17 protein-coding genes are annotated in these 20,219 nt (G+C 72.5%); 7 read left to right on the top strand and 10 right to left on the bottom strand.

Annotated elements, in window-relative coordinates:
* Nucleotides 1-3: 3 nt before the first annotated feature.
* Together ABT095_RS29555 and ABT095_RS29550 are read right to left on the bottom strand one after the other, a co-directional pair.
* Complete coding sequence (locus ABT095_RS29555; RefSeq protein ID WP_350532608.1) at nucleotides 4-477, bottom strand: hypothetical protein; 474 nt, start codon at nucleotides 475-477, stop codon at nucleotides 4-6.
* A 93-nt stretch (nucleotides 478-570) separates the two neighbouring features.
* A complete protein-coding gene (locus ABT095_RS29550; RefSeq protein ID WP_350532607.1) occupies nucleotides 571-6,981 on the bottom strand; it encodes an RHS repeat domain-containing protein in 6,411 nt (2,136 codons plus the stop codon).
* A gap of 460 nt (nucleotides 6,982-7,441) precedes the next feature.
* Between ABT095_RS29550 and ABT095_RS29545 the strand changes: the two genes are divergently transcribed.
* The gene (locus ABT095_RS29545; RefSeq protein WP_350532606.1) at nucleotides 7,442-7,852 is read left to right on the top strand and encodes a PPOX class F420-dependent oxidoreductase; all 411 of its coding nucleotides are present in this window, start codon (nucleotides 7,442-7,444) and stop codon (nucleotides 7,850-7,852) included.
* A gap of 46 nt (nucleotides 7,853-7,898) precedes the next feature.
* Here ABT095_RS29545 and ABT095_RS29540 read toward each other — a convergent pair whose 3' ends face one another.
* Complete coding sequence (locus ABT095_RS29540) at nucleotides 7,899-8,561, bottom strand: DUF6629 family protein (protein WP_350532605.1); 663 nt, start codon at nucleotides 8,559-8,561, stop codon at nucleotides 7,899-7,901.
* Nucleotides 8,562-8,652: 91 nt separating this feature from the next.
* Complete coding sequence (locus ABT095_RS29535; protein ID WP_350532604.1) at nucleotides 8,653-9,165, bottom strand: hypothetical protein; 513 nt, start codon at nucleotides 9,163-9,165, stop codon at nucleotides 8,653-8,655.
* Between the two features lie 224 nt (nucleotides 9,166-9,389).
* Here ABT095_RS29535 and ABT095_RS29530 point away from each other — a divergent pair, with 224 nt between their 5' ends.
* Nucleotides 9,390-10,160 (top strand): VOC family protein, encoded by a 771-nt coding sequence (locus tag ABT095_RS29530; RefSeq protein WP_350532603.1) that lies wholly within the window; start codon nucleotides 9,390-9,392, stop codon nucleotides 10,158-10,160.
* A 35-nt stretch (nucleotides 10,161-10,195) separates the two neighbouring features.
* On the opposite strand, the gene ABT095_RS29525 is transcribed toward ABT095_RS29530, so the two are convergent.
* Nucleotides 10,196-10,480: a hypothetical protein gene (locus tag ABT095_RS29525; RefSeq protein WP_350532602.1), complete on the bottom strand. Its 285-nt coding sequence runs from the start codon at nucleotides 10,478-10,480 to the stop codon at nucleotides 10,196-10,198.
* A gap of 251 nt (nucleotides 10,481-10,731) precedes the next feature.
* Nucleotides 10,732-11,208: a flavodoxin family protein gene (locus ABT095_RS29520; RefSeq protein WP_350532601.1), complete on the bottom strand. Its 477-nt coding sequence runs from the start codon at nucleotides 11,206-11,208 to the stop codon at nucleotides 10,732-10,734.
* Between the two features lie 166 nt (nucleotides 11,209-11,374).
* On the opposite strand from ABT095_RS29520, the gene ABT095_RS29515 reads away from it, so the two are divergent.
* Entirely contained in the window at nucleotides 11,375-11,977 is a 603-nt protein-coding gene (locus tag ABT095_RS29515; RefSeq protein ID WP_350532600.1) for a DUF309 domain-containing protein, read from the top strand.
* Nucleotides 11,978-12,115: 138 nt separating this feature from the next.
* The gene (locus ABT095_RS29510) at nucleotides 12,116-12,418 is read left to right on the top strand and encodes a hypothetical protein (RefSeq protein WP_350532599.1); all 303 of its coding nucleotides are present in this window, start codon (nucleotides 12,116-12,118) and stop codon (nucleotides 12,416-12,418) included.
* A gap of 57 nt (nucleotides 12,419-12,475) precedes the next feature.
* Here ABT095_RS29510 and ABT095_RS29505 read toward each other — a convergent pair whose 3' ends face one another.
* Nucleotides 12,476-13,129, bottom strand: coding sequence for a TetR/AcrR family transcriptional regulator (locus tag ABT095_RS29505; RefSeq protein ID WP_350532598.1), 654 nt, complete (start codon nucleotides 13,127-13,129; stop codon nucleotides 12,476-12,478).
* A gap of 139 nt (nucleotides 13,130-13,268) precedes the next feature.
* Here ABT095_RS29505 and ABT095_RS29500 point away from each other — a divergent pair, with 139 nt between their 5' ends.
* A complete protein-coding gene (locus ABT095_RS29500) occupies nucleotides 13,269-14,300 on the top strand; it encodes a medium chain dehydrogenase/reductase family protein (RefSeq protein ID WP_350532597.1) in 1,032 nt (343 codons plus the stop codon).
* Nucleotides 14,301-14,390: 90 nt separating this feature from the next.
* The gene (locus ABT095_RS29495) at nucleotides 14,391-15,071 is read left to right on the top strand and encodes a histidine phosphatase family protein (protein WP_350532596.1); all 681 of its coding nucleotides are present in this window, start codon (nucleotides 14,391-14,393) and stop codon (nucleotides 15,069-15,071) included.
* A gap of 103 nt (nucleotides 15,072-15,174) precedes the next feature.
* Here the strand turns inward: ABT095_RS29495 and ABT095_RS29490 are convergent, their stop codons facing one another.
* From ABT095_RS29490 to ABT095_RS29480, 3 genes are all read right to left on the bottom strand, one after another.
* Nucleotides 15,175-16,977 (bottom strand): vWA domain-containing protein, encoded by a 1,803-nt coding sequence (locus ABT095_RS29490; RefSeq protein WP_350532595.1) that lies wholly within the window; start codon nucleotides 16,975-16,977, stop codon nucleotides 15,175-15,177.
* The gene (locus tag ABT095_RS29485; RefSeq protein ID WP_350532594.1) at nucleotides 16,974-18,038 is read right to left on the bottom strand and encodes an ATP-binding protein; all 1,065 of its coding nucleotides are present in this window, start codon (nucleotides 18,036-18,038) and stop codon (nucleotides 16,974-16,976) included. Before ABT095_RS29485 ends, ABT095_RS29490 begins: the two co-directional genes overlap by 4 nt.
* Nucleotides 18,039-18,325: 287 nt before the next feature.
* On the bottom strand, nucleotides 18,326-19,000 hold the full coding sequence (locus ABT095_RS29480) for a DUF1345 domain-containing protein (protein ID WP_350532593.1): 675 nt from the start codon (nucleotides 18,998-19,000) through the stop codon (nucleotides 18,326-18,328).
* A 205-nt stretch (nucleotides 19,001-19,205) separates the two neighbouring features.
* Here ABT095_RS29480 and ABT095_RS29475 point away from each other — a divergent pair, with 205 nt between their 5' ends.
* Complete coding sequence (locus tag ABT095_RS29475) at nucleotides 19,206-20,150, top strand: TIGR01777 family oxidoreductase (RefSeq protein WP_350532592.1); 945 nt, start codon at nucleotides 19,206-19,208, stop codon at nucleotides 20,148-20,150.
* The last annotated feature ends 69 nt before the right edge of the window (nucleotides 20,151-20,219 follow it).

The raw sequence follows: 20,219 nt of genomic DNA, 5'->3' as shown, positions 1-20,219 counted from the left end.
GGGTCAGCTCTTGGTGCGGCGCAGCAGCTCGTCGGAGGAGCAGGTCTGGTCGGGGTCGATCACCATGCAGAGCGAGACGCCGTCGGAGTCCTTGTGGATGCCGGCCTGGATGCCGCAGGCGGCGGCGACCTCGCGGCTGCCGGGCGGGTCGAGGGTGAGCCAGGAGCTCTGCTGGACGGTGGCGTCGGGGCGGGAGTCGGCGGCGGCGGTGCCGGTGTTGAGGAAGCGCCACTTGCCGGCGCCGAGGACGTCCGCGCAGCCGCCGGGCAGGGGCAGGGCCTTGGTGACGCGCTGGGCCGTGAAGGTGCCGTCGGGATTGAACGAGAACTGGGCGCCGTTGGCGTTCTTCCAGATTCCCGTGATGTCGGACGCGCCCGCGGTGAATTCCGCTCCGCCGGCGGAGCAGGAACTCAGCAGGGCGACCGCGGCGGCAATTCCGGCCGTGATCGCGTACGACGTACTGCGGCGAACATGCATGGAGTCAACCTCGGTGATAAATGTCGTCGGAGCGGGTAACCCCTGCGGGGCCCGGCCGCGACCGGCCGGACCCCGCAGGATGCTAACACCGCCTTACTTGAGCACGGAGTCGTAGTTCACGCTGACATCGGTGGGCCAGACCTCGTCCCAGGAGAACCGTTCGTAGATCGGCTGTCCGGGAACGGGCACCTCGGACATCCAGCTGTCCCAGGACCGCGGGATCACATGGGTCGCGGAGAACCAGTCCGACGTGTTCTTCAGGTCGAAATGGATACGCACCGTGTTGGTGGACTTGTCGACCTGCTTGACCCACGCGGAGCCGGCGTACGAGCCGACGAAGGCCACCGCCATGTTCCGGGTGCCGATGCTGCCGTTGGACAGCACTCCGCCGGTGTCCGAGATGGCGCCGCGGACGTTGCCGATCTTGCCCGGGACGGGCGGGGCGTCGGTCCAGCCGGAGTTGTACCGGTCCGACATGGCATCGGCCCGGCCGGCCGCCACGTCGGCGACCATCTGGGCGCGGACCTTGGCGATGTTGTCGTGCTTGGCCAGCTCCTTGACCATCGCCGATCCGCCGGTGAAGGCCATCGTGCTGCCGCCGCTGCTGGTCAGCCAGGTGAAGAAGAGGCTCCGGCTGGTGCTGTCGTCCTTGCTGGTGGCCACGATCCCCCAGGCCGGACCGGGGGCCGGCTGCGGCGCCGGCTTGGGGTTCGGCTTGCGGCCGAAGTCCAGCGGCCAGTTGGAGGACTTGGACGAGGTGTTGTGGCAAGCCTTGCAGTAGAACGGCGAGTTGATGTAGTTGAGGTACTTCGTGTAGGACTTGTGCTGCTCGGCCTGGGCCTGCATGTTCTGCGAGACGACCTGGTCGTAGGTCGCGGCCTTGGCCACCGGGACGGTGCCGCCCTGGCAGACGTACATGCCGTTGCTGCACTCCTCGAAGTGCAGACCGCTCGGGTCGGAGAGGTTGACCGGGTTGTTGTTGCCGTAGGCGTAGCCGTTCCACTGCTGCGGGTCGGCCGCGTCGAGGAGCGCGTCGGGGTTGAGGAACCGGCCGTGGACCGGGTCGTACTCGCGCGCGCCGAGGTTGGTCAGCCCGGTGGCGTCGTCGCTGGTGCCGCCGACGAAGCCCTTGTCGCCGGACCAGACGCCGGCGCCCGGGCGGGTGCCGCGCAGGTTGCCGAAGGGGTCGGTGGGGCGGCGGGTGACGGTCTGGGCCGCGTCCGTGGTGATCTGCACGCTGTTGGTGCCGTGCGGGTCGGCGACCTGGTAGACGAGGCTGCCGCCGCCGGTGGCGGTGGTGATCCGGGTGATGGTGATCCCGCCGGGCGAGCCGTAGTAGCGCACGTCGGTCAGGGCGTGGGTGGTGCTGTCCAGCGTCAGCTCGTCGGCACCGAGGTTGAGCGTCGTCTTCCCCGGGTCACGGCGGATCAGCTGGTTGCCGGAGGCGTCGTACAGGTAGGAGGTGGTCGAACCCGGCTTGGCGACGGAGGCCAGCTTGCCCTCGCCGTCCCAGGTCAGGTTGGTGGCGCCGGTCGCGTCGGTGACCTTGGTGGTGTTGCCCATCGCGTCGTAGGTGTAGGTGGTGCCGGCCGTGCCGCTCGCGGACTTGGTCGAGGACGTGAGCAGCCCGTGCGGGCCGCCCGTGGTGCCCTGGCCGGGGTTGGCGCCGGTGCCGAAGGTCTGGGTCGTCGTGGCGTCGTTGGCGGTGTTGCCGGTGACGTCGTGCTGGACCATGGCGGTGCGGTTGCCGGTGGCGTCGTAGCTGTAGCTCTGCCAGTACGCGGCGGGGCCGCCGACGGTGGGCTTGGCCGGGGTGCCGGTCATCACCGGGCCGGTGGCGTTGGTGCAGCCGCCGATGGCGGGGACGGACGGGGCCGGCTGGGTGGTGGTGCCGGCGGTGTCGGTCCAGGCGGTCGTGAGCCGGCCGAGGTAGTCGTAGGTGAAGCACTGCAGGTCGGTCACCGAGGCGTTCTGCAGGTCCTTCACCGAGGTGATCCGGCCGGCCGGGTTGTAGGTGTAGCTGGTCTGGTCGACCGAGGTGGTGCCGGTCTGGCGGTCCACGAAGGAGCTGACCACGTGTCCGGTCGCCCAGTCGTACTGCTGGGTGGAGACGACCTGGGTGCCGTAGTCGCCCACGGTGGTCCGGGTGGCCCGGCCCAGCGCGTCGTACTGGACGTCGGTCACCAGGGTGCTGTTGCCACCGGAGGCCATCAGCAGACCGGTGGTGGAGTAGAGGTAGTCGACCTCCTCGGCGGGCAGGCCGCCGACGGCCGGCAGGTTGGTGTGGTCCAGCGAGCCCAGCACGGGGGTGTAGGTGTTGCTGGTGGTGTAGGTACCGGCCAGTGCGCCCTCGGCCGCCGGGATCGTGGTGCTGGTGCCGAGCGAGCGGTACATCGCGTCGTAGCCGGTGACGGCCTGGGTGTAGGCCGCGCCGGTGGCGCCGCCCACGTAGCGGGTCGAGGCGGTCGGCAGGCCCTTGGCGAGCGTGTCGTACGTCCAGCCCGCGACCTGGTTCGCCGGTGCGACGCTGCCGGTGTACATGCCGGTCTTACGGCCCAGCAGGTCGTAGGTGTAGGCCAGCGTGCTGTTCCGGGAGTCGGTGCTGGTGGCCACCCTCGAGTCGACGTCGTAGGTGGAGCTGGTGGTGCCGGTGTCCGGGTCGGTGACCGAGGTCTGACGCCCACGCAGGTCGTAGGCGTAGGACCAGGTGTTGCCCGAGGAGTCCTTCCGGGTCAGCGGCTTGCCGGTCGCCGTGTAGGTGTAGGAGGTGACGTCGGCGTCGGCCGGGTTGCCGGTCACCGATCCGCCCCGGTACTGCCACAGCTGGACGGTGCGGCCGCGCGCGTCACTGATCGTGGTGCTCGGCGTGGCGCCCTGGGCGGGGGTGGTGTCGGTGCGGTCGGCACCCGGGTAGGCGGTGGTGGTGACCCACTGCTGCTGGGCGTAGGACATGGACGCGCTGGAGACGGTGCGGCCGGAGCCGTCGTACGTCACCCAGGTCTGCGCGGGCACCTGCGAGTCCTGCACCGAGTACAGCGTCCCGCCGGGCTGGTTGGCGCTGTCGTAGTACTGGGCGGAGGTCTTGATCGGCCAGCCGTGCGAATCGTACGCGGTGTCGGCGACCAGCCGGCCCGCGCCGCCGGTGGGCAGGGTGGTCTGGGTCTGCCGGGAGCGGCCGAGACCGTCGTACAGCTCGGTCTTGGTCGAGTAGCTGCCGTCCTCCTGGACGGTCTGGGTGGTGAGCACCGAAGGGCCGGTGGTGCCGTTCACCGCGTAGGCGAACTTCTCGTTGGGAGACAGGGTCGTCGCGCGGTCCGGGTTCCACACCGAGGTGAGGCGGCCCAGGCCGTCGTACTGCTTGGTGATGACCCGTCCGTTGGCGTCGGTGGAGACCAGCGGCAGGCCGCGGCCGGGGTCGAGCGTCTGGGTGGTGGCCCAGGTGGCGCCCATCGGGCCGGTGAGCTTGACCTGGGTCGGCAGTGCGCCGGTGACCGGGGTCGGGTCGGTCCTGGAGACCAGGCCGTCCGCGCCGGCCGCCGTCGCCATCCGGCCGTAGGCGTCGAAGGTGGAGGTGGTGAGCGTGGTGTACTGCGCGTTGCCGCTGCCGTCGTAGGAGCTGATCGCCTGGGTGCTGGTCGCGTCGCCGACCGTGCCCAGCTGGCCGAACGGCAGGCCGTCGTAGAGCGTGCGGGTGTCGGAGCTGGTGTTGGCGGCCGTCGGGGTGGTCCCGCAGGGGCCGGTGATCTCACGCTTGCCGGAGGGCAGAGTCAGCATCATCGGGTTGCTGCCCGAGGCGTAGCTGGTGGTGGTGCACACCTCCGGGGCGGCCGCGGTGCCGTCGCCCTTGTCGTCGACCGAGACCGGGCGGTTGGCGTTCGCCGGGTCGGTGACCGCAACGGAGGTGCCGGTCCGCCAGGAACCGCTCGCGAGCTTGCTGTAGGAGCTCTCGGTGCTGGTGCTGCTGCCGTAGCGGGCCACCAGGTCCGGCATGCCGCCGGAGCGCTTGTGGGTCGAGGTCACCACCTCGCCCGAGGGCACGGTGGCCGAGGCCGTCAGCACGGCGCCGCCGGCCTGGTCGAAGCCCTGGCTGCCGAGCGTCGCGCCGGCCAGCCAGTTGTCGTCGGCACGGGTCACCGGCGTCGCGCCGGGGTACGGGGTGAAGGAGGCGGTGACGCTGCGGGTGGTGCCGTCGGCCTTGTAATCGCCGTTCATGCCGCGCAGGAACGTGGCGACGTGCTGGGTCTTCGGCGCCTCGCCGAGGTTGGCGTTACCGGTGGTGGTGGTCACCGTCTGGTAGCCGCGGAAGTCGTCCCAGCTGCGGGTCTTCGGGTCGATGAACTCGCTGTCGTTGCGGTGCCAGGCGGCCCCGCCGCCGTAGGTGTAGGAGGTCACCTTGGTCGGCGTCGTGCCGAGCACGCCGTCCTGCTCGGTGACCGAGGAGACCAGGGTCTTGTTGAACCAGTCGCTGACCGGGTCGGGCGAGCTGGAGCCCGGCAGGTACCACTTGACCGGCATGCAGGCCATGGTGTTGCCGTCCTCGGAGGACGGCATGTGGCTGTTGACCCGCGAGCACTCGGCCGGGGCGTAGTTCACATTGATCTGGCCACCGGTCTCGGTGGTGATCTGCTGGATCCGGGGGCGGTTGAAGGCCGGCTCGGCCGGCACCAGGCCGTCGACCCGGTTGGCCAGCTCACGCGCGGTGAACGAGACGGCCGGCAGCGAGACGGCCGCCTGGCCGTCGGTGCCCGTCCGCTGCACCGAGGAGAGCCAGAGCGAGGGCTTGGTGCCGTCGCCCGGGTCGGGGAAGGTGTGCTTGAGCGCGTAGGAGTCGACCGTGGTGTACGCGGTGCCCACCAGGACCTGGGTGCTGATCTGGGTCAGCATCAGCGGGGACCAGAAGGTCGGCGAGTACACGGTGCAGCTGCCGGTGGAGGCGCAGGCCTGGTCGAGGGGGCTGTCGGGCCAGTTCGTCTGGTTGGCGACCACGCGCTGGGCGGTGGTGCAGGTGATGCTGCCCGAGGCGGTGCACCGCTCGGCGGTGGTGAACAGCACCTTCGCCGCCGGCTTGTTCGCGCCGTGCGCGGCGACCTGCTCGGACAGCCGCTGGCCGTAGGCGATCTGGGTGACCTCGGTGGAGCGCACGTAGGCGGTCAGCACGCCGTTGCCGCTGTTCTGGCCACCGCCGCGGCTGTAGTAGTTGAGGTCCTGCTGGTAGCTGTAGGTGGTCAGGTTCTGGTGCGGGTCCACGACGTAGTCGAGGTTCCAGCGCCAGCCCTCCTGGCACCAGGAGCCCGTACCGGTGCCGGCGCTGTAGCAGTCGTCGCCGCTGTTCGGGGAGTAGACCGGCTCGTAGGCGACCGAGTTGGTCGCCGGGTCGCTGTGGTCGCCGCCCGGCAGGTGGTTCTGGCCGAAGTAGTACTGCACGCCGTCGGAGGTGGTGACCCGCCAGTACTCGCCGCCACGGGCCTCGTTGGCGGCGCCGGTCAGCTGCTCGACCTTCGAGCCGTCGTCACCCTGCAGGCGCCAGGCGCCGGTGGTGTCGTCGTGCACCAGCAGGCCGGAGTGGCCGCCCAGGTTGAGCGAGGCGTTCTGCCCGGCCCAGCAGCGGTCGGCGGAACCCGTGATGCCGGCCTTGTCGCAGCCCTTGTAGGAGCGCTCGATGAAGCCCGGCTTGTAGTCCCAGCCCTCGCCGACCCAGGAGGCCTGCGCGTTCTGCGCCGAGGTCTTGCCGTCGACGCCCGCCGAGCTGTACGAGAGCGACACCGACGGTGACTCGCCGCCCAGGCCGGGGGGCGTCAGGATCGGGTAGGAGTAGGTGAAGTTGCCGATGTTCGACCCGGCGTTCCAGGCGTTCGACGGCGAGAGGGGCGAGGCGGAGTAGCCGCCCATGGCACCGTCGGAGGACGGCGCGGCCGCGAGCACCATCGGCGCGGCGGCGCCCGCGGAGGCCTGCACGAAGCCGGCCGTCACGATGTGCGCACCGGAGTCGGCGGGCAGTGCCGCGCCGGAGGCCTTCGGCTTCGAGGGCGCGGCGTTCGACGCGGGTGCGGCCGGCAGGGTGACCTCGGCGGTCAGTACGCCGCTGCGCGGGTCCACGGCGGAGGCGACCGGGGTCTGCTTGCGGCACTGTGCCACGTCCGGCGTGGTGAGCGCGCAGGCCGGCAGTGCGACCAGGTGCGCCCGGTCCGCCCACCCGGCGGCCTTCAGGGCCTTGAGGTCCAGGGCCACCTTCACGTGGTTACCCTCGGTGCCCGCCGGGTCGGTCAGCGCGACGACCGGTCCGCTGACGCCGACGGCTCTGCCCTGGTCCGCCCCGGTGACGTCGACGCGCACCGACTGCGCGGAGTGGTCGCCGCCCTTGGCGACCTTGACGGGCAGCTGGCCGGCCTGCACGGCGTCGCCGGTCAGGCGGACGGTCTGCGAACCCGCGACCAGCGGGACGTCGGAGGGCGTCCAGTCCTTGGGGACCGGGAAAGCCGGCGCCTTCGGGCGAGTGGGAGTCACATCCCGGCCCTTGACCGATTTCTGACCCGCGTTCAGCGGAGTTTTCGGCGGGGTCCAGATCTTCCCGTGCGGCACGTGCGCCGCCGAACCTTCGGCGGTCGGAGCCGCCAAAAGCGATATCAGTACAGCTGCGATGCCGGTGACGCCCACCAGCCGCTTTCTGCCGCCTGACCTTGATCCAATATGCGCTTCGCTGCGCGGTGCCCTCACGGACAACTCCCGGATTTCTGATGCATTGCCATTCACGAGCACACAAGAGGTGCGATGATCGAGGTGACCCTAGAGTCGACCACCATTACCGCGCCAATCCGGAGGTGATCTGACGTCAATTCGTTATCTAACTGATCATCACAAACCGACGAAGGATCAATCGGGCAATACGGACAAGGCACCCAGGGGCCACCGGACCGAAAGGCGGGGCCTTGACTTCAAGGGAACTTGAGGTTTTATGGTCGAATGCATGATCTTCACCGAGAAGGAACGCGAGTACCTCGCCGCTCAGCCCCTGGCGCGCCTGGCCACCATCGGTCCTGACGGCTGCCCTCAGGTACGCCCGGTGGGCTTTCGGCTCAACGACGACGGCTCCATCGACATCGGCGGGCCAGACATGGCCCGCAGCCAGAAGTACCGCAACGCAAAGGCGCGGCCCGAGGTGTCCGTGCTGGTGGACGACCTCGCTCCGGCCGACGATCCGGTCGCGGGCGGCTGGGGTCGCGGGGTCGAGATCAGGGGGCGGGCCGAGGTGCTGACCGTCGAGGTTCCGCCGGTGGCGCCCGGTCACTTCAGCCGGGACATCGTCCGTGTACGCCCCCGGCGGATCGTCACCTGGAACCTGGGGGCACGGGGGTCCGCCGCACGCACCGTCGAGTGAGCCGGGCCGGGTCGCGCCGGTGCCGCTCCGGTCGCGGTCGGCGGGATCACCGCCGTGGCCGGCCTGGGTCAGGGGGCTCGTGCCGGCCGGCCCAGCACAGCAGGAGGAGGGCCGTGAGCGCGGCCAGGGCGCACCAGGTCGAGGCGAAGGCGAGCCGGTAGAGCGCGTAGCAGAGGGCCGCGCCGAGGCCCATGAGGAGGCCGAGGAGTCTCAGCAATCGGTGGTCGCCGAGGAGAAGGGCGCCGACGGTGGTGAGGAGGTAGGCGGCGGACAGGGCTCCGGCGGCCGTGGGGATGCCGATCGAGTACCGGAGTGTGTGGCCGTGGACTTCGGCGGTGACGGGGTGGGTCACCAGTACCGCGGCGAGCAGGGCCGCGACGGTGAGGCCGGTCAGCGCGGCGGCCGCGCGCCACCGTTGGGCGGTGCTGCCGAGGGCCGGTGGCCCCGCCGCGCACCAGACGCCGACCGGCACCAGGGCCGGCAGCACCGGGAGGGCGATCACGGCCCAGGCCGTCCGGGCCCAGCTCGCGGAGGCCGGGTGGTCCGCGCCCGACCAGACCGCCGCCTCGATCAGCTGGTGCAGGCCCAGGACCAGCGGGAGTGCGGCCAGCGGCAGGTCACGGGCCCGTCGCACCCGGGCCAGGCACCACACCCCGAGGCCCGTGACGACGGTGCCCGCCACCAGGTCCGCCTCGGCGCTCCAGCACACTCGGCCGATCCTGCGCCCGCCCGCCCGGCGGCTCGGTCGCCACGCCGACGGAGCGGCCGGGATTCAGCGGTTCGGGCCAGGCCGGCCGGGCTCAGCCGTGGAAGACCTGGAGTTCGCGGACGGCGTCGTTGAAGTCCGGGCCCAGGTAGCCGGCGGGCAGGCCGACGGTCTCGGTCTTGTCCAGCGGGGAGGTGAGGGTCGCCCTGTTGCAGTTGTTGTAGCCCTGCATCGAGGAGACGTTGAGCGCCACGTTGATGTAGTTGACGAGGTGGTAGCCGGTCGCGTCGCAGCCGCCGGCGTCGCCGTAGAAGGAGTAGAGGACGCCGCCGCCGAAGTTGGCGTCGGCGTACTCCTCGAGCAGCAGCGTCTGGTCGGCCGGGCTGTCGGGCCCGGCGGCGATCCGCTGCACCGCCTCGGCGGCGGAGCGGTCGGAGCAGGCCTGGCCGAGGGCGCGGGTCGGCGACACCAGGACGGCGCAGTGGCGGACGGTGGCGGGCTCGGCGGACGGCGCCGCGGCGGCCGGGACGGTGAGACCCGGGGTCAGCAGGGCGGGGAGGACGGCGGCGAGCGTGCGGGCGCGGGGCAGGAAGGGCGGGCGTCGCATGGGGGCTGACTCCTCGTGAGCAGGGGGACTGCCCTCAGTTGATCCTATGTGGGCGAACGGAATCCGGACGCCACACCCAGGCCGGGAGAAGCGGCATAAGTAGCACCGGTGGGCGGCGCGCGGGGTGCGCGAGCCTCCGGGCGTCCGGCCGCGGACCTGGCTAGCGTCGTTCCCGCTCGATACCGCTCGATCCTGCTCGATCCCGACGTAGAGAGGCTTCCACGGTGAAGGTGACCGAGATCGTCCCTGGTTCTCCGTGCTGGGCGCAGCTGAGCGCCGGTGACGTACCCGCGGCGACGGGTTTCTACGGGGGGCTTTTCGGCTGGGGTGCCGAGGCCGACCCTGATCCGCAGTACGGGGGCTACACGATCTTCTCGCACGACGGCGCCGCCGCGGCGGCCGTCGCCCCGCTGATGAACCCGCAGCAGCCGGTGATGTGGCTGCTGTCCTTCGCGACCACGGACATCGACGCGACCTGCGCCGCGGCCAAGGACGCCGGGGCCACGCTGTGGATGGGCCCGATGGAGGTCGGCGACCGGGGGCGGTGGGCGCTGCTCAACGATCCGACCGGGGCGCCGTTCGCACTCTGGCAGGCCGGGGCTTTCGCGGGCTTCGGCGTGGTGAACGAGCCGAACGCCTTCGGCTGGGTCGACCTGTCGACCCGCGACAAGGACGCCGCGACCGCGTTCTACGCGAATGTCTTCGGCTGGCGGGTCTGGCCGGACGAGCGGTACCCGATGGTCGGGCTGGGCGAGGACATGTTCGGCGGGGTGATGGCCATGGACGAGTCGATCCCGCCGGAGGTCCCGTCGCACTGGGCCCCGTTCTTCGTGGTGGCCGATGTGGACGCGGCCGCGGCGACCGCGCAGGGGCTCGGCGGCGCGGTCGTGCACGGGCCGGTGGACGTGGAGATGGAGAACGGGCCGCGGATCGCGGTGATCCGCGATCCGCAAGGTGCCACCTTCGGTGTCTTCGCCTCGCGCGACGGCGCCTGACCGGGGAGTTCGCCGGGTCGGTTCCGACCCGGCGGTCAGCCGGAGGCGTTGCGCAGGGCGGTGTCGCAGGTGGGGCAGATCCAGCCGCGCCAGCGGGGCGGCCAGCGCTCGCCCGGGGCGGTCGGCTGCCAGCCGGTGGTGAGCATGGCGGCGGTGTCCTCCCCGCACAGGGTGGTGCCGGTCGGGTCGGCGGGGGCGTCCGGATCGGCGGACGCGGCGTGGACGCGGTGGACGGCGGCCGGCTCCGGTTCCTCGCCGACGGCCTGGAGCAGCACGGTGTCGGTGGACTCGGTCAGCTCCAGCAGGATCACCAAGGGCATGACCACCACCCTGCGCCAGCCCGGGCCCGGCCGCACCCCGGCCGTGGCAGCCGGGACGTTCGTGGGGCGGGGAGTGTGGGGTCGTCAGCGGACTCCCCGGGCCGTGGCGAGGCGGGCTGCCTCGGGGCGGCCGCCCGGTTCACCCTGGCTGGCGTCGACGGACTCACGGGGCTGCCGCACACCCTGCCGGAGGGCACCGACTCCGCGCCGGCGGTCCGCGACCGCTTCCCCCGCTGACCGGTGCCTTGCTTTCAGTCGGCCGGGCCCTGCCCGGCCAGCAGGCGCCCGGCGAAAGCCCCGGCGGCGGACAGGTCCGCGTCGTCCGGGCGGTGGCGGTGGAGGCCGCCGACGAGCCTGAAGGGCGCCCAGGTGTCGTACGCCCGGCAGGTGAAGCTGCCCGTCACCTCGAAGCCCTTGGCGGCGAGCAGCTTGGACAGCGGGCGGGTGAAGGGGGCCGGCGGGAGCTCCGGGAGCCCACTGGTGGCGAACACGAAGGCGCGGCCGCGCGCCTGCGGCAGTGCCTTGGCGAAGCCGGTCAGCCGGGGGTGGAGCCGGCCGTGGAATACGCCGGAGCCGAAGCCCACCAGATCGGCCTCGGCGATCCGGGCCGGGTCGGCCTGTTCGGGAGCGAGGACCTCGGCTCCCAGCACCCGGGCCATGCGGTCGGCGATCCGGCGGGTGTTGCCGTGCGACACGGAGGTGCAGACGATGACGGTGTCCATGGTCATGGTCCCTTCTCGCGGTGGCGATGTCGTCGTTGTCGTAGTGAGGACAGGGCAGGGCGCCCGGGCGTGACGTCGTTCGACTGTGACGGCCGCCACACGGGCGGCGGCGGGCTGTCGGAGTCTCGGGCCAGGGGGCGGTCGAGGGCGGTCGGGGCGGGATAATCGGCGCATGGGGCAGGTGGAACACGAAGGCGGCGAGGCCGCGTGCTGGCTCGACCAGGTGTGCGCGCGGTGCGGGGGTCTGCGGACGGAGTGCGGGCACCGGCCGGAGGAATCGGCCGTGCCGCGCCGGGTGGCCGGGCGGCCCGGGCGGGATCGCGACCCGGAGGGCCGGGCCCGTAACGGGCGGCCCCGCGACGGTCTCGGCCGGCCACTGCCGTACGGGAGCAGCGGTGCGCCCCGCCAGCCGGAGGGCGTGCTGCGCTCCGCCGCGCAGACCTTGGCCGAGGCGCAACAACTCCTGGACGCCGGAATGCCGTTCCACGCGCACGAGGTGCTGGAGGACCGCTGGAAAAACTCCCCCGAGGAGGAGCGGGCGCTGTGGCGGGCGCTGGCACAGTACGCCGTCGGGCTGACCCACGCCGCCCGGGGCAACACCAAGGGCGCCGCCGCGCTGCTGGCCCGCGCGGCGCAGGGCTTGGCACCTTTCGAGGCGCACCCGCCCTTCGGGGTCGACGTCGCGGGGATCCGGCGGTGGGCGGGGCGGCCGGAGGCGGCCGTCACCACTGTGCCGTCGGCGGAGGTGCCCGTGCTGTGCGGACCGGCCCGATAGGGGCCGCCTGACGGGAACTGCTGGACAGGCCCTGAGGGCGGCGGAGCTGCGAGTCGGGGCGGGGCGGCGGAGGCTGGAAGGGAACAGTCCGACCCGTCGGCCATGGTCGGGCCGGAGCCGGGCCGAGGAGGCGCCGTTATGAAGTTCGTCCAGATCATCGAGTACCGGACCAGCCGGATCGACGAGTTCAACGCCCTGCTGGACAGCTGGGTCGAGAAGAACGCGGGCAACCGGCTGGCCACCCGCGCCCTGCAGACCCGGGACCGGGACGGCGAGAACGTCTACCTGAACATCGTCGAGTTCCCGTCGTACGAGCAGGCGATGACCAACTCGGACCGGCCCGAGACGGCGGAGTTCGCCGCGCAGGCCATGGCGCTGTGCGACGGGCCGCCGCTCTTCCGCAATCTGGACGTGTTGGACGAGCGCGACTTCTCGGACTGATCCGGGGGCCGGTCCGAAGGCCGGCCCGGGGCTGCGGCGTGTGGGGCGCCGGGCCGGTCAGCCGTGGGCGAGGGCCTGGACCTCGGCGGCGTAGAGCTCGGCGGGGTCCAGGCCCATGCCTGTGAAGTGGCCGGCGAGCTCGAGGGAGAGCAGACCGTGCAGGCGGGTCCAGGTGGCGAGGGCGCGGTGCAGTTCGGTGGGCGGGGCGGGGTGGTCGCCGGCCCAGGCACGGTGGTCGGCCAGGTGGGCGTCGAGGGGGGACGGCGGGAGCGGGGAGGGGGTGGGGGCGGCGGTGCAGGTGTCGAGCAGCACCGTCATGACCTCGGCGAGCGTCCGGGTGACGTCCTCGGGAGCGTGGTAGCCGGGCACGGGGGTGCCGAAGACCAGGAAGTAGCGCTGGGGGTCCGCCAGGGCCCAGCGGCGTAGCGTCAGGGCCAGGTCGGTCAGGTCGGTCCCGGCCGCAGCGCGGGCCTGGAAGGTGTCGGCGAGGCTGCGGAAGGCGTCCCGGATCAGCTCGGTGATCAACTCGTCCCGGTTGGCGAAGTAGCGGTAGAGGGCCGGGCCGCTCATGCCGATCTGCTTGGCCACCGCATTGAGGGAGAGGGCCGAGGCTCCAGCGGTGGTGATCTGCTCCCAGGCGTGCTTCTTGATCTCTTCGCGGACCTGGGCGCGGTAGCGCTCGCGGGGGGTCTTCGCTTCGGTCTCGGCCACGTGCGTCTCCGTCTGCCCGCTCTTGGTGCTGCCGATTCAGCAGTAGTTAGAGGTTATCACTCTTCTTCTTGACTCTCACCGATCGCGAGAGTTATAACTTCTAACGAACGAGATCAGCACTGTCGAAACGGAGAGCATCATGAACAACGGACAGCTTCTCGAGGTCGTCCTGCCGGGTGTCGTCGCGCCGGAGGGGCTCACGCTGCGCCACGGCACCGTCCCGGCCCCCGGCCCCCGGCAGGTGGTCGTCGCCATGGAGGCGACCGGTGTCTCCTTCGCCGAGCAGCAGATGCGGCGCGGGCGCTACTACGACCAGCCGCCGTTCCCCTTCGTCCCCGGCTACGACCTGGTGGGCCAGGTGCACAGCGTCGGCGGGGGCGTCGACCCCGCGCTGGTGGGGCGGCGGATGGCGGCCCTGCTGAAGACCGGTGGCTGGGCCAGCCACGTCCTGGTCGACGCCGCCGACCTGGTCCCGGTGCCCGACGGCGTCACCGCCGCCGAGGCCGAGACCGTGGTGGTCAACGGCATCACGGCCTGGCAGATGCTGCACCGCCTCGCCAAGGTGCGCTCGGGCCAGACCGTGCTGGTGCACGGTGCGAGCGGCGGCGTCGGCTCCGTCCTGGCCCAGCTGGCGCGTGCCGCCGGGGTGACGGTGATCGGCACCGCCTCCGCCCGGCACCACGACGCCCTGCGCCGGCTCGGCGTGCTGCCCGTGGACTACCGCGGCGCGGACGTCCCCGCCGAGGTCCGCAAGCTCGCCCCGGGCGGGGTGGACGCGGTCTTCGACCACCTCGGCGGCCGCAGCGTCATCGACTCCTGGCACCTGCTCGCCCCGCACGGCACCCTCGTCGCCTACGGCAGCGCCTCCACCCGGGACGACAGCGGCTCCAAGCAGTGGCCCGTACTGAAGATCCTCGGCCGCACCCTGCTCTGGAACACCCTGCCGAACGGCCGCCGCGCCCACTTCTACAACATCTGGGCCGGCCGGGCGCTCGCCCAGGGCAAGTTCCGGGCCCGCCTCGCCGAGGACCTCACCCGGGTGTTCGCCGCACTGCACCAGGGCGAGATCACCGCCCACATCGCGGCCGAGCTCCCGCTCAGCCGGGCCGCCGAGGCGCTGCGGCTCGCCGAGTCCGGCACCACCAGCGGCAAGATCGTCCTCACCCCGTGACCGTGCCCGGCCGGGATCCGGGCCTGCTGGGCCGCACCCGTGACCAGCTCTTGAACAGACTCTCATCCGCCCCCGCTAGCGTGCCGTGCCATGACGTCGAACCGCCCGCCGGCCTCCCCCACCCGCCGCGCCGCCCTCACCGCTCTGGCCGGCTCCGCGCTGCTGCTGGCCGGCTGCGGGCCGAGGCAGCGCCACGGCCACGGCACCGCGAACGGCACCGCGAACGACCCCGCCCCGGCCGCCACGGCCACGACGGGCGGCCTCACGGTGATGGTGATCCGGCACGGCGAGAAGCCCGCCGGGGGCAGCCAGGGCCGGGACGACGCCGGACGGGCCGACAACTCCTCGCTCACCGAACGGGGTTGGCAGCGGGCCGAGGCACTGCCGGGGCTGTTCACGCCGCAGCCGGCCGCCGGGCTGCGGACTCCGGCCAAGATCTACGCGGCCGCCGACAGCGGCCCGCACGCCGGAGCGCACCGGATGCGGCAGACGGTCACCCCGCTGGCCCGAAAGCTGGGCCTGAACGTCGACCTCGGCTATGCCGAGACGCAGGAGAGCGCGCTCGCCCGGGCGGTGGCGGCGCAGCGCGGCCCCGTACTGGTCTGCTGGGAGCACAGCCGGATACCCGCCTTCGCCAGGGCCCTCGCCCCGTCGGCCGGCGCACCGGCCGGCTGGCCGGACCGGTTCGACCTGGTGTGGGTGTTCACCCGCACCGGCGGCAACTGGAGCTTCAGGCAGCTGGACCAGCACCTGCTGCCGGGAGACGCCTGAGGGGTGAAGGGCGGGCAGGCGCCCTCCGGGACGGGAGGAGCACGCTCACAGCGGATCCTTGGCGCATCCGGCAGCTCGGCCGGCGCCTGCTCCCCGAGGGGGCTCAGCGCAGCCGGAAGACCGGGCCGCGCGGGGTGAAGGGCAGACAGGCGCCCTGCGGGACGAGGTAGGCGTGCTCGCGGCGGATGCGTAGTACGTCGCAGTCGCCGTCGGTGATGACCAGGACGGGTGCGGCCGACGGGAAGTCCTCGGCGCGTTCCAGGAGGTCGATGCCGGGCTGGAGGACGGTGCCGCCGCGGCCTCGGATGCGGACGCGGCCGGCGATGTCCTCGGGCGGGAGGTAGCCGGCGTCGTAGGGGGCGGCGTCGCAGTGGACGACGCGGGCGGCGGGGACGTCGCGGGCGGCCGCGTAGGAGGCGATCGCGCCGAGTGCGAGGCCGAGCAGGCGGCGGTCCATGGAGCCGGAGGTGTCGAGGACCACGCCGAAGGTGCAGCGGGCCTGCTCCTCGGGCGGGAAGTACCGGCCGGCGCGCGGGATGTCGGGGGTGGAGGCCTGGCGGCGGGACGGGCGGGCGTAGCTGCGCACGGCCACCGGGGAGGGTACGAACTCGTCGAACCAGCGGGCCAGTCGGGCGTCCCAGGGCACCGGCGGGTGGGCGAGCGCGCGGATCTCCTCCACCAACCCGGCGGGCAGCAGGCCGCGTTCGCGCTGGTGCAGGTCGAAGCCCTGCTGGAGGCCGCGGCGGTAGAAGTCGTCCAGGTCCACGTAGTCGCGGGTCGGGCCGAGGGGTTCGCCGAGCACGTCGGGGCGGCCCTTGCCGGCCATGGTGGCCAGGCGGCGGATCCGGCGCTGGTCGCGGACGATCCGGTCGTAGACCTCCTCGGCCGAGAGGCCCTTCAATTCCGGGTCGTGCAGCAGGCCTTCGGGCATCACGCCGACGCCCATCTCGAGCAGCCAGCCGTTGATGACGTAGTCGGCGGCGACGTTGAACAGGTACGGGTCGCGGCCGCCGCAGCGCTCGCCGTGGCGCAGCGCGGCGTGCAGCATCTCGTGAGCGAGGATGAACCGCCACTCCTCCTCGCTGTAGTGGCGCAGCGGGTTGAGGTAGATCTCGCCCGCCTCGGCGTTGACGGCGGCGATGGCGATGCCCTGGGCGCGGGCGAGTTCGGCGTCCGCGACCAGGGTGATGCCGGCGGCGAGGCCGCCGAGCAGCGGGTAGGAGGAGACGAACCAGTTGAGCGCGCGGGTCCACGGCCGCTCGGGGTGGCGGGCGCCGGTGAGTTCGTCGCGGCGCCCGCCGGCCAGGTCCATCGCGGCGGACATGGTGCGGGTGAGCGCGGCGGCGAAGGCGGTGGTCCAGTCCTCGGGCTGCCGGTCGGGCCAGGGGCGCAGGAACTGGTCCGGTGCGTGGCCGCCGGTGCCGCGCACTTCGGGCAGCCCGTCGCGGCGCCAGCGCTCGGCGAGCTCCTCCTCGTCCCCGCCGGCGTGGACGGGTGGGAGTTCGACGGGGGCTCGGCCCATCGGGAAGGTGGTCAGGAAGCGGTTGACCACGTGGCAGCGGGCGGCCAGCAGGTGGGCGTCGGGCTGGGTGCGCGGGCCGGTCTCGGCGGGCAGGTGGCCGAAGCCGAGGTGGAGCAGGCTGTGGGCCAGGACCCAGGCCCATTCGGCGGGTTCGGCCCGGCGCTTGATGTTGACGTGGACGGTGCCGTTGGAGTCGGTGACCGCCCAGCCGTTCGGGGCCGGCGGGTGGGCGCAGTCGGGGCCGCGGCAGATCGAGGCGGTGAAGGAGAGGGAGGCGAAGGCGGTGTTGCCGCGCAGCATGGCCAGGCCCTCGTTGAACGCCTCGGTCGCCAAGTCCGGCTTGGCCTGGGCCTTGCCGTTCTTCGTGCCGGTGGGCTTGCTCACCGGCGGGCCTCGACCAGGCGGGGCATGTCGCGGGCGGCCTCGATCAGGAACCAGGAGGGCAGCACCGGGTTCCCGTCCGCGCCGTCGGCGATCACGGTCTGTGCCACCTCGACGGAGATCTCGGCGAGTTGGACCAGCAGCGACTTGGCCCGGTAGGCGACCTTGCGCTGGCTGTCGGAGGCGTACTCCTTCCTGGCGGGCAGTTCCTTGACCAGGCGGCCGCGGAAGCTGTCGGCGAGGTAGTAGAGCAGGTCGCGGTCCTCGAGGCGGCCGGGCCAGCGGGCGTCGCCCTTGAGGATCGCGTCCAGGCCGAAGGAGTTGCGCACGATCTTGGCGTAGCCGCAGAACGCCACGGCGTGCTGCGGGGTGAGCAGGCCGTGGGCGAGCACCTTGAGGGTCTCCTCCTCCAGGGTCGGCCCGAAGGAGTGCAGCGCGTCGGAGAGCATGTGCCAGGCACGCGGGGTGGAGAACGGCTCCTCGGACTTGGGCGGGGCGGACCACAGGTGGTCGGGACGGTCCGTCAGGTAGTCCTGCACCCAGGGGTGGATGCCGCTGCCGGCGGCCCAGCCGAGCCAGTCGGCGGAGCTGGCCCGCAGGTGGACGTGGACCAGGCGGTTGACCAGTGCGGAGGCCATCGGGCGGGCCAGCGCGCCGTCGGTCGCCCGGTTGCCCGCGCCGATCACGATGCTGCCGGCGGGCAGTTCGTAGGAGCCGATCCGGCGGTCCAGGATGAGGCTGTAGAACGCCTTCTGCACGTCGGGGGTGGCGGCGTTGAGCTCGTCCAGGAACAGGCAGTACGGCTGGTCGCGGGCGATGCTCTCGGGCGGGCAGAACCGGGACCGGCCGTCGGGGGTGATCTGGGGGACGCCGACCAGGTCCTCCGGGGCGAGCTGGGTGCCGATCAGGCTCACGCACTCCAGGCCCAGCGAGTCGGCGAACGCCCTCACCAGCGAGGACTTGCCGATGCCGGGCGCGCCCCACAGGAAGACCGGCCGGACGGTGGCCAGGCCGAGCAGCAGCTCCGGGACTTGGGACGGGGAGACGGTGACGGCACCCTGCACGGGGCATCCTTCGCATTCGGGAGCGGGGTTCGCCGACCAGTCTGCGCAGCTGAGGGCCGGGGCGCATCAGGTTTTCCGGCGCTTTCGCTGATCCTGTGGAGCGCCGCGGTCCGTCCGCACTGCCGTAGCGAGTCGGGCCGCCTTCACGGCCGCTGTGCCACCCCGCTCGCCGGGTGGGTCCGGAGCGCGGTGCCGCCCGTGTCGCACGTGGGTGCCCGGCATGACACGGCGTTCTGAGCAGGCCGTTCACGGGGATCGGCGTCGGTGCGAGCGCCGTTGCGACGCCGTCAGAAGCTGGTGAGGGCGGAGACCAGGCTGGCCACCGTGATGGTGTTGAACACGAAGGCGATGACGGCGTTGGCCGTCACGGTGCGGCGCATCTCGCGGGAGCGGACGGTCACGTCGGTGGTGCCGAAGGTCGTCATCACGGCGAGCGCAAAATATACGTAGTCGCTCCAGGCCGGGCCTTCCTCGCCCGGGAACTCCAGGGCCTGCCCGCGTTCGAGCAGGTTGTCGGCCTGGTAGACCACCGCGAAGGACACCGCCACGCAGACCCAGCAGACCACCACCAGGGCCAGGGCGACGACGGCCCGGGCGACCGGGCCGAGTTCGGAGGCGAGGTAGCCCGGGCGCCAGGCCACCGCGACCACGAGCGCCGCTCCCGCCACGAAGATCGACGCCCCGGGGCCGGGCGCGCTGCCGGTGACGTAGCGCTGCAGCACCGTGCCGCGGTCCGGCCGCTCGGCGGCCCAGGCGTGGACCTGGGCGGGCGAGGCCGTGGTGAACACGTAGGTGGTGATCGTCAGGTAGGGGACGAGATAGGTGAGCAGCGCGAGGGCGAACACGTCGGCTGTGGTGGTGCGGACCAGGCCGCCGTCCAGGAACAGCAGGAACAGCGCCGTGGCGGTGGCGACCAGGGTGCTGACCGCCGAGCGCGGGCGTTCGGAGAGCAGGCGGTGCACGGCGGGGCTCCGGTGGGTCGCACGGGACTGGGGACCGACGCTAAGGCATCGCCGACCGGACGGGGACGCGGCACGACCGGCCGGGCGGCGCGTTCCGGCAGGTGGGCCCGCCACCGGTGCTCGGCGCGGACCTCCGAGCCATTTTGAACACGTTCACATTTTGGTTAGGCTCGTCCGCGAAGGAACGGAACGGGGAGGTCGGCGGATGAGGATCGTGCTGCCTGGTGGCACCGGGCACGTGGGGCAGTTGCTGGAGCGGGAGTGGACCGCGGCCGGGCACGAGGTGACCGTGCTGAGCAGGCGGGCGCAGGGCGGGCGGGTGCTGCCCTGGGACGGGCGGACGCTCGGGGCGTGGACCGAGGCGGTGGACGGCAGCGACCTGGTGGTCAACCTGGCCGGGCGGACGGTCAACTGCCGCTACACGGCGGGCAACCTCCGGGAGATGATGGACTCGCGGGTGCACTCCACCGAGGCCGTGGGGCGGGCCGTCGCGGCGGCGCCCCGGCCGCCGAAGCTCTGGCTGCAGATGAGCACCGCGACCGTCTACGCCCACCGCTTCGACGCCCCCAACGACGAGACCACCGGGGTGCTCGGCGGCGGCGAGCCGGACGCACCCGCCTACTGGGCGTACAGCGTCGAGATCGCCAAGGCCTGGGAGCGGGCCCAGGAGCAGGCCGACACCCCGCACACCCGCAAGGTCGCGCTGCGCACCTCGATGCTGATGAGCCCCGGCCGGGGCGGCGCCTTCGACGCGCTGCTGCGGCTGGCCCGGCTGGGGCTCGGCGGGCCGGTCGCGGGCGGCGGGCAGTACATGTCCTGGATCCACGGCCACGACCTGGTCCGGTCCCTCGACTTCCTGGTCGAGCGGGAGGACATCAGCGGGCCGGTGAACCTCGCGGCCCCGCACCCACTCCCCTACCGCGAGTTCATGCGGGGCCTGCGGGCCGCCGCCCGCGTGCCGGTGGGCCTGCCCGCCACCCGGTGGATGGCGGAGCTCGGGGCGTTCGCCATGCGGTCGGACACCGAACTGCTGCTCAAGAGCCGCTGGGTCACCCCCGGCCGGCTGCTGGCGGCCGGCTTCGAGTTCGAGCACCCGCGCTGGCCGGAGGCCGCCAGGGACCTGGTCCGGGAGACCCGCGCGCTGCGGTGAACGGCCCGGCCCGCCACGGTGCTGGTGCGGGTGCGGCGGCACACCTATCGTGGGGGCACGGGTGGCCGT

The sequence above is a fragment of the Kitasatospora sp. NPDC002227 genome, from assembly GCF_040296285.1.
In the GTDB taxonomy this organism is placed as follows: Bacteria; Actinomycetota; Actinomycetes; order Streptomycetales; family Streptomycetaceae; genus Kitasatospora.
This window is presented reverse-complemented; position numbering and strand designations above follow the sequence as displayed.